Raw genomic sequence first — 8,093 nt, forward strand, 5'->3', positions numbered from 1 at the left:
GTGTTTCTATGGGCTACGAGCCATTACATCACAAGTATCGACCACAGACTTTTGCTGACCTAGTAGGGCAAGAGGCAATTGCTCATACCTTATCAAATGCGCTAAATACAAAGCGGATCGCCCCTGCATATCTATTTACTGGCGCTAGGGGAACTGGCAAAACATCAAGCGCTCGAATTATGGCAAAGTCGCTTAATTGCCTTAGTTTTGATAACCCCACGCCCACCCCCTGCGGCAAGTGTGAACTCTGCCACAGTATCGCCAATGGCAATGCCCTAGATATTACGGAAATTGACGCGGCAAGTAATACGGGTGTTGATAATATTCGCGAGTTAATTGAACGCGCCCAGTTTGCGCCTGTAAAGGCAAGATTCAAGATTTATATTATTGACGAATGCTTGACAGGCGATACGCTTGTACAGACTGATACAGGTTTAATGCGTATTGACGATCAAGATTTATTAGGTAAACAAGTCCTTAGTTATAACGAAAAATTATCTAAATGGGAATATAAGAAGGTTTTACGCTGGTTAGATCGTGGCGTAAAACCCACATTGATTATTAAAACTAATCAGCGATCAATCCAATGTACAGGTAATCATTTAATCAGGACAGAATCAGGATGGACACCAGCAAGCAATATCAAAATTGGGATGAACATATTGTCTCCTGTAGTTGCGGATGCGGAGAAAAGCTTGAAGTCCCTCAATTCTTACTTCAAAAAGGTAGAGGATTACAAAGCATCTTGTCCTACTGGAAGCGACATCCTTACAAAAAAAATCATGGTATTTGGGAAAGACGCACAGAAAACTATCTTGCAGCCGCAGGAAATATTTCACCCGAATTACTTGGACTTATCTACGGCACATTATTGGGAGATGCTGCCATTACCTACCCCAACAAACACAGCCGATTTCCAAGAATTGCTTGGACACATGGATATAAACAAAAAGAATGGCTGGAATACAAAATTAACAGATTATCGGAATTACGCCCCAATTTCCGTATTGCCAAGAATGATGGCTATGGAGAACTCTCTGTCTGTAGCAGTACCATGTGTCATCCCCAACTCAATACAGTATTTGACGTGGTTAAGCCTACAGGAATCTCCAAAAACGTTTCTATGGAATGGCTTGATCAAGTTACTCCTGAAGGCTTGGCATGGTGGTATATGGATGATGGAACGCTTATGCTCACCCCAGAAGGTAGTCCCACCATTCACTTATCTACGGAAGGATATTCTTGGGAAGACAATCAACTTATTGAATCTTGGTTACAGTCAATGGGATATACAGCCAAATTACAATCCTACAAAAGAGGAGATAAAACCTACAACTACATTTGTATGGGAGCAAATGCTAGTAGAAAGTGGCTATCAGAATTGCAGCAATACTCTATTCCCTCAATGGCATACAAGTTTGGAGAGGGTAGAGTCTGTAACAGTCGTTGGTGATGAGCCAGTTTATGACATTGAAGTAGAAGACAATCATAATTTTGTCGCTAATGGTTTGCTAGTTCATAACTGCCATATGCTCAGCACCGCCGCATTTAATGCGTTGCTGAAAACCCTAGAAGAGCCACCCGATCGCGTTACTTTTATTCTCGCAACTACTGACCCACAGCGCGTATTACCGACAATTATTTCCCGTTGTCAGCGCTTTGACTTTCGGCGGATTCCCCTTGATGCAATGGTTAAGCATTTAGGGAAGATCGCCGCAAATGAGAACATTAATATTCATATTGAAGCTTTAACTCTAGTCGCCCAAATCGCACAGGGGGGACTGCGGGATGCGGAATCTCTGCTCGACCAATTGAGCTTATTAGATGGAGAAATTACGGTTGAGGCGGTTTGGGACTTGGTGGGTTCAGTTCCAGAACAGGACTTACTATCACTGGTGGAAGCGATCGCAAATGATCATGCTACGCAATTAATCGATTACGTAAGGCGGATTATGGATCGGGGGCGAGAGCCTTTGATCGTACTGCAAAACTTGGCGAATGTATATCGGGATTTGTTAATTGCTAAGACCGCTAGCGATCGCAGTGACTTGGTTGCCATGACTAGCTCTGGGTGGGAGCGTTTGAGTCAACTGGCTCAAACGCTAACCATTTCGAGTATTTTGCTGGGTCAACAACATTTGAGATCGGCAGAGTTGCAAATTCGTAATTCTACCCAACCGCGCTTGTGGTTAGAGGTTACGCTGATGGGTTTACTTCCTTCCGCACAGGGGGCAAGCGCTCAATCGCAATCTCCTCAATCATTGCCAACACCAGTATTTATTCCCAATCGTCCACCGATCGCGGCAACGCAAACGTCAACTTACCAACCTTCTCAGCAAGTAAAAAGCGAGCCAGTTGTCCAACCAATTCCCCAAGTTCCATCGCCAGCCCAAACAGAAGTTTCACCAACTTCTCAAACCCCAGCAACACCCGATCATTCTGTAACTATTTCTCCTGTCATAGAGACACCGATCGCAAGTAGTAATGATGATTTAGAGCATATTCCCTCTGTTGGTTATGACCTTGATCAACTATGGCAGCAAGTTCTCTCAATGTTGACAACACCTAGCCGCTCCGTCTTCATTCAGATACAGGCGCATATTCTCACCCTCGATAGTGCTAGCGTCAAAGTGGGATTGGCAGGAAAAAGGGACGAGACCACCAAAAATATTGTCGTCCAGAAACGTAGTGAGTTAGAAGCCGCTTTTGCCAAGACCTTACAACGTCCTACCAAGGTAATGTTTACCTTTGTCTCTTCCCCAAGTTCCACGGAATCAGTTCAAGTTGCTACACCTCTGCCCGCTAGTCCTGCGATCGCAAATCCTGTAATTACTGCTCCGACACCCATTACTAAGCCTGTCGCGTCACCACCCGTAGTACCTCCTACCGTTGCGCCTATCCCTGCTTTTCCTGTAAGTATTGCCGCCGATGCCGATGCTAATGTATCAACACCACAAACGCCACAGCAAACAGGATATGTGCCGATGTCAGATGATGATCGGGTAATTCGGAATTTGGCAGAACTGTTTAATGGACAAATTGTTGACCTTGATGAAGAACCTGCGAGATAGATGTGCTGCTAGGGACATCAAGGGGCATGGCATCTCTATGACGCTAAGACACTTTTAACAAATCTGTAGGTTCTTCATTTAATAACTTTTCAATATAAGCATCTAAATGAACCAGTTTTACGACACTTAATTGATGAAGCTTTTCTAATATCTCCATTTCTTTTTGCCATTGCTCTACAGAGGTAACTTGAGATTCATCGACTTCAACTGTCACATTTGGCACGTTAAATCCTTCAAGGCTATAACCATATTGTTTCTCAGTTACAGCATATTGTTCTACAACGATCGCAACTGAACCACGTTTCAGGTCGTGAGTCGGGATGTCATGCAATAAAACGACTTCAGAGAATAAAGGATATTTAGGTTTCATAGTAATAACTACTCCCGATCGCTAGAACGTTTAGGAACTAATGTAACAAATTTTGCTTGTTGATTTTTAATCATCCAAATGGTAGTAACTTCAATCTCTATGCCATTTATACCTTTAAGTTTTGCTTCAATTTTATATTTGTCTCCGTATGTTGTTTTTTCTAAAAATTGGGCAGGCTGGGGCAAAATTTGCGATCGCAAATCAGCTTCTAACTGTTGCCAATTGTCTAAGGTATATCCTGCTTTCTGAAGAAATTGTGATTTGTCATCTTTGGGCAGAAGTATTAACAGATATTTGGTGAGTTTTTCTTCAGCGATCGCGGTATCAACAGGAAGTAACATGGTTGATCTGGACTCCTATTTCTAAATTTTGCCACTATAGCGGGATCGCTTTCACTACCAGCTAGGGGAAAGTTTAGCTGTTGCCTAAATTTAGCTAGTTCTAGAAATTTTCCTAACAGTAGTTTCGGAGTATTTTAAAGTTCTGTTTTTGATTTTTTATCCTGTACTTAGAGAACTCCTATAAAAACCTTTGAGGAGAGAGTAAAGCAACGATCTCGTCGGACTTGCCCTTTATATTCTCTGCAAACCGTTTAGATAGAGTTGGTACATAAACAGTTGGACTGGTAAATCCAGAGAATAGATGTAAGTTTTCGTATTTTTTTAATGAGCCAATTAGGGGCAAACCGTCACTACTAAAAGCAACCAGACAATTACGCCACTTGCCCGCTAATTCTCCAACTTTAGGCAATACTTTACTAACATAATTACGAATAGCAGCTTCACTTTCAATCGGATCGACGACTGCGTAGGGATCGGTTAACACCCGACTGAGTTGCCCAAACCTGATACTGCGATCGCAATATTGAATTGCCCCCGCATCCACCGAAGGCGGTAACAGTTCATGCCCAGCGACATCCCATCGCGATTCTTGATCAAGACTTGTAGTTTCTGTTTCCAATTGATAGCGCTTGGTATCGGCAGGCATCACCATTGCTCGTAATTCCAGATCGACGGGTGACGTGTCAATGGCTTCCGCATGGGTGAAGTAGATTCTGGCATGGATATCTGATGCTTTCAGAAGAGCGCGAGACATGGCTCCTGCGCAAATAACCACTTGTGAGCTATGGAAATCACCCTGTTCTGTCGATACACCCGTGATGCGCTCATCTTTAATCAATAAATGATCAACTTTGGTGTAGATAGTCTGCCCACCGAGATTCTGAAATGCTTGACTATGGGCGTTTACAAAACAATTGAGATTGATATGAGCATGGGGAAATAGTAGCGCACCGCCAATGCTTTGAGCATTGAGAAGCGGTTCGCGATCGCAAGCAGATTGGGCATCGAGAACCATTGGCGCAATCCAGCAATTAGCATATTGCGACAGAATATCCTGTGGATTTGCCTCAGGCTCAAGGGTTAGCAGCAAATCAATTTCTCGAAATTCTGTACTAAGCCCTAATTCATTGGATAGTTCCCTTTGTCTAGCAATGCCTTCCTGACAAAGCTGTTGCGTGATTGGAGTGCTGCCAGACCAGTAAGAGATTCCACCATAGCCAAGGCTGCTACCACCTTGCAATTTTTGATGTTGCTCAATAAGTAATGTCGAAAAGCCCGCCTTTTGTAACTCATAACTCAGCGATATCCCCGTAATACCGCCACCAATCACAATCCAATCATGCATTACTTTCTATCTCTTGCAGTTCGATTTCTTCTAAAATATTGCCATTTTCACCCGTACCTTGGTGCAAAGTCTTCACCCATTTGAGGCGCTTAGGCAAGATACACATTCTCAGGGTGACACTAGCAATTACAGGAATCCAATGCAGCATATAGATCATTCCCGAAACAGTCTTCCAAATTGCTTGACTCCAAGGCAACTTATAGGAACGTCTTAGCCCGAATGCCATCGTGACAGCACTGAGAAAGAGCGAAAATCCTGCAATCGGTGGCAGCATGGGGCTATGTCTCAATACAATTGCGGCGATCGTATCAGGAATAAAGGCAACGGTAAGCAGGTATTGATTGATATAAAACAGCCCTGCATCAAAGGTTTTTAAGAAGCCCATTTTGCCACTGAGCAGTAGAGATGCATAGTCGAGATAGCGCTGAAAACCTCCTTCTGCCCAACGATTGCGTTGATGCCACAGTTGTTTGAGTGTCAATACACCTTCTTCTTGCACCGCAGGGAAGTTTAAACAGGCGATATCCCATTGACATAAATGCAGACGAATCGTTAAATCAAGGTCATCCGTAATCGTCTGCTCATTCCAGCCGCCACAATCATCAAGGGCAGTACGACGGACAAATTGACCATTCCCCCGCAGTTCGCCTACGCCGCCGACACGAATTCGCAAATCTTGCAAACATAAATCTAGAGCCATTTCTGCCGATTGTCCTGCTGTCCACCAATTTTCGGAAGCATTGGCGATCGCTTTGCGTAACTGCACTGCGCCGATTTTGGATTGTTGGAATACAGGAATTAGCGATCGCAAAATATCGTGAGGCACTTGAGCATCGGCATCAAACACGCCAATAATGTCGCCTTTGGTTAGCTCTAAAACCTGATTTAATGCGCCCGACTTCCCACCTTGGGCATCATCGTCACGCCGCAAAGTCTTTAATTGGGGATATTTTTGCTTGAGTAAATTGAGAACCTCAGAAGTGCGATCGCTACTATTGTCATCGACGATCCACACTTCAAAGCGATCGGTAGGGTAATCGATCTGGCAAAGATTTTTGACTAAGTTGCCAATTACCGCTTCTTCATTTTTGGCGGAGGCTAAGAGGGAGAAAAAGGGCAAGTCCTGATTGTTTTCTGGAGAATTATTGGTAATTGCGATCGCAGGTAAAGGCGGCGCAAAAATTAATCGCAAAGCCTGAATGCTGAATAACCCTAACAGCAGCCAGCGACTCCAAGGGGCGAAGTGCATACCAACTGTCGCTGTGTAGACAATGGCAAGTGCAATGATCGTTTTTAGTCTGCGGCGATCGCCTCCAGTCTGAAGGCTGCTACGAAAGTCCGTCTCGTGCATTGGGCGTTTTATATTGCGAAATGTTTAGCTTGAATATATTCAGGATACCGCTTTTCATTGTTTGTTTTCAGCAATTCTCAAAACTGACCAAAACCTAAGAAGAGAGTGGCGGCGCGAAGCACCGCCACTCTCTTTTGATTTAAAAATGCCGCGTGGCAAGGCTAATACGGTTGAGGTTTTGAGCGACTAAAATAGTAAAAGTCCATCCCAAAATAAACACTGTAACTGAATGTTTGGTTTTCTAAAACGCAAGTTTCGCAAAAAAATCGCACGCATTGAAATCACGGGCGCAATCGGTGCAAGTACCCGCACTCGTGTTCTTGAAGCTCTTGAGTTTGTCGAGGAGCAAAAATTTCCTGCCTTGTTATTGCGTATCGATAGCCCTGGGGGAACCGTTGGCGACTCGCAGGAAATCTATGCTGCACTCAAAAGAATTCGCGAGAAAGTAAAAGTAGTTGCCAGTTTTGGCAATATTTCCGCCAGTGGGGGCGTGTATATCGGCGTTGGGGCAGACTACATCATCGCTAATGCGGGTTGTATTACTGGCAGCATTGGCGTAATTTTGCGCGGTAATAATATCGAAAAATTACTCGATAAAGTCGGTGTTTCTTTCAAAGTTGTCAAATCTGGCACGTATAAAGATATTCTCTCCTTTGATCGCGAAATTACTTCCGAAGAAAGAGTGATTTTACAGTCATTAATCGATAGCAGCTATCACCAATTTGTAGAAACCGTTGCCGAAGGTCGCAACCTCAGCCCCGCCACAGTGCGCTCGTTTGCCGATGGTCGCGTGTTTACGGGTGAGCAAGCTGTGCAATTAGGTTTAGTCGATCGCATCGGCACGGAAGAAGATGCAAGGCGCTATGCGGCAGAATTGGTGGGACTTGATCCGAAAACAACTAAGGTGTTTACGATTCAGCCACCCAAATCCTTTGCTAGCAAGTTTTTACCCAATGGTGCAGAGTTAACTCTCAATCGATTGCAATTTGAGATGGAAACCAGTGGAATACCCCTGTGGATGTGGAAATAATCGCAGAGAAGCTTAGGCAGACCGCTGCGCGGTCTGCCTAAGCTTTAATTTTGAGCTGACTGATAAATTTTGTGGCAGAATCGCGAATAGCCTGTTTTTCAACTTCAGTCTTCTTGTTATAAGAATTCACCTAGAGAGTGTTTGAGAAGTTAAGCGAGGCGTTGCAAAAGTACGCTCAACCACCCACCGCTTTTGTTGAACAACAAAACCTTTTTGCCCCGCAGGTTGTTTCCATGCTTGTCTTAGACACTCAAACAACATCAATAGCATCGATTCAACCCTATACAGTCTGCGATTGAATCGACTCCGACTCAGCATTTTTGGGATGTATTGCGGCTTTGAGAGATCTTTTCTTGCTTTCTCAAAATTTCTACCAAAATACAGAACTGCAACTATGGCTGTGGTCATTACTTCGGCATCACTCATCTGTTGCTGGCGATCACCTTGGTGATTCATCGCTCGCAGAATGTCGTCACATAGGCAATATAGCTATAGCCAGCTACGTTAGGACAAAAATAAAAACCCAAATAGAGTTGCGGCGCTTCGCGCCGCAACTCTATTTGGGTTTTATGTCTTAACTTACTT

Annotated in this window: 7 protein-coding genes; 2 read left to right on the top strand and 5 right to left on the bottom strand. The window is 44.0% G+C overall.

Annotated features, from left to right (window positions below; translation table 11 throughout):
- The first annotated feature begins 8 nt into the window (after positions 1-8).
- Positions 9-3,071 carry a DNA polymerase III subunit gamma/tau gene (gene dnaX, locus H6F41_RS15810; protein ID WP_190404432.1) on the top strand — a complete coding sequence of 1,021 codons (3,063 nt, stop codon included), beginning with the start codon at positions 9-11 and terminating at the stop codon, positions 3,069-3,071.
- A 43-nt stretch (positions 3,072-3,114) separates the two neighbouring features.
- On the opposite strand, the gene H6F41_RS15815 is transcribed toward dnaX, so the two are convergent.
- The 4 genes from H6F41_RS15815 to H6F41_RS15830 form a co-directional block, all read right to left on the bottom strand.
- Positions 3,115-3,441 (bottom strand): DUF4926 domain-containing protein, encoded by a 327-nt coding sequence (locus H6F41_RS15815; protein ID WP_190404433.1) that lies wholly within the window; start codon positions 3,439-3,441, stop codon positions 3,115-3,117.
- A gap of 8 nt (positions 3,442-3,449) precedes the next feature.
- Positions 3,450-3,782 (bottom strand): DUF6883 domain-containing protein, encoded by a 333-nt coding sequence (locus tag H6F41_RS15820; RefSeq protein ID WP_190404434.1) that lies wholly within the window; start codon positions 3,780-3,782, stop codon positions 3,450-3,452.
- 178 nt (positions 3,783-3,960) lie between these two features.
- On the bottom strand, positions 3,961-5,127 hold the full coding sequence (locus H6F41_RS15825; RefSeq protein WP_190404435.1) for an NAD(P)/FAD-dependent oxidoreductase: 1,167 nt from the start codon (positions 5,125-5,127) through the stop codon (positions 3,961-3,963).
- A complete protein-coding gene (locus tag H6F41_RS15830) occupies positions 5,120-6,478 on the bottom strand; it encodes a glycosyltransferase (protein WP_190404436.1) in 1,359 nt (452 codons plus the stop codon). Before H6F41_RS15830 ends, H6F41_RS15825 begins: the two co-directional genes overlap by 8 nt.
- A gap of 229 nt (positions 6,479-6,707) precedes the next feature.
- Here H6F41_RS15830 and sppA point away from each other — a divergent pair, with 229 nt between their 5' ends.
- Positions 6,708-7,508 carry a signal peptide peptidase SppA gene (gene sppA / locus H6F41_RS15835; RefSeq protein WP_190404437.1) on the top strand — a complete coding sequence of 267 codons (801 nt, stop codon included), beginning with the start codon at positions 6,708-6,710 and terminating at the stop codon, positions 7,506-7,508.
- Positions 7,509-7,634: 126 nt separating this feature from the next.
- Here sppA and H6F41_RS15840 read toward each other — a convergent pair whose 3' ends face one another.
- Positions 7,635-7,964, bottom strand: coding sequence for a hypothetical protein (locus H6F41_RS15840; protein ID WP_190404438.1), 330 nt, complete (start codon positions 7,962-7,964; stop codon positions 7,635-7,637).
- Between the last annotated feature and the right edge of the window lie 129 nt (positions 7,965-8,093).

Source organism: Pseudanabaena mucicola FACHB-723 (genome assembly GCF_014696385.1).
In the GTDB taxonomy this organism is placed as follows: Bacteria; Cyanobacteriota; Cyanobacteriia; order Pseudanabaenales; family Pseudanabaenaceae; genus Pseudanabaena.

Bases quoted from the DNA above. Each gene is read 5' to 3' on its own strand.
- dnaX (WP_190404432.1), top strand. From the start codon at position 9: ATGGGCTACGAGCCATTACATCACAAGTATCGACCACAGACTTTTGCT.
- H6F41_RS15830 (WP_190404436.1), bottom strand. From the start codon at position 6,478: ATGCACGAGACGGACTTTCGTAGCAGCCTTCAGACTGGAGGCGATCGC.
- H6F41_RS15815 (WP_190404433.1), bottom strand. From the start codon at position 3,441: ATGAAACCTAAATATCCTTTATTCTCTGAAGTCGTTTTATTGCATGAC.
- H6F41_RS15840 (WP_190404438.1), bottom strand. From the start codon at position 7,964: ATGAATCACCAAGGTGATCGCCAGCAACAGATGAGTGATGCCGAAGTA.
- sppA (WP_190404437.1), top strand. From the start codon at position 6,708: ATGTTTGGTTTTCTAAAACGCAAGTTTCGCAAAAAAATCGCACGCATT.
- H6F41_RS15820 (WP_190404434.1), bottom strand. From the start codon at position 3,782: ATGTTACTTCCTGTTGATACCGCGATCGCTGAAGAAAAACTCACCAAA.
- H6F41_RS15825 (WP_190404435.1), bottom strand. From the start codon at position 5,127: ATGCATGATTGGATTGTGATTGGTGGCGGTATTACGGGGATATCGCTG.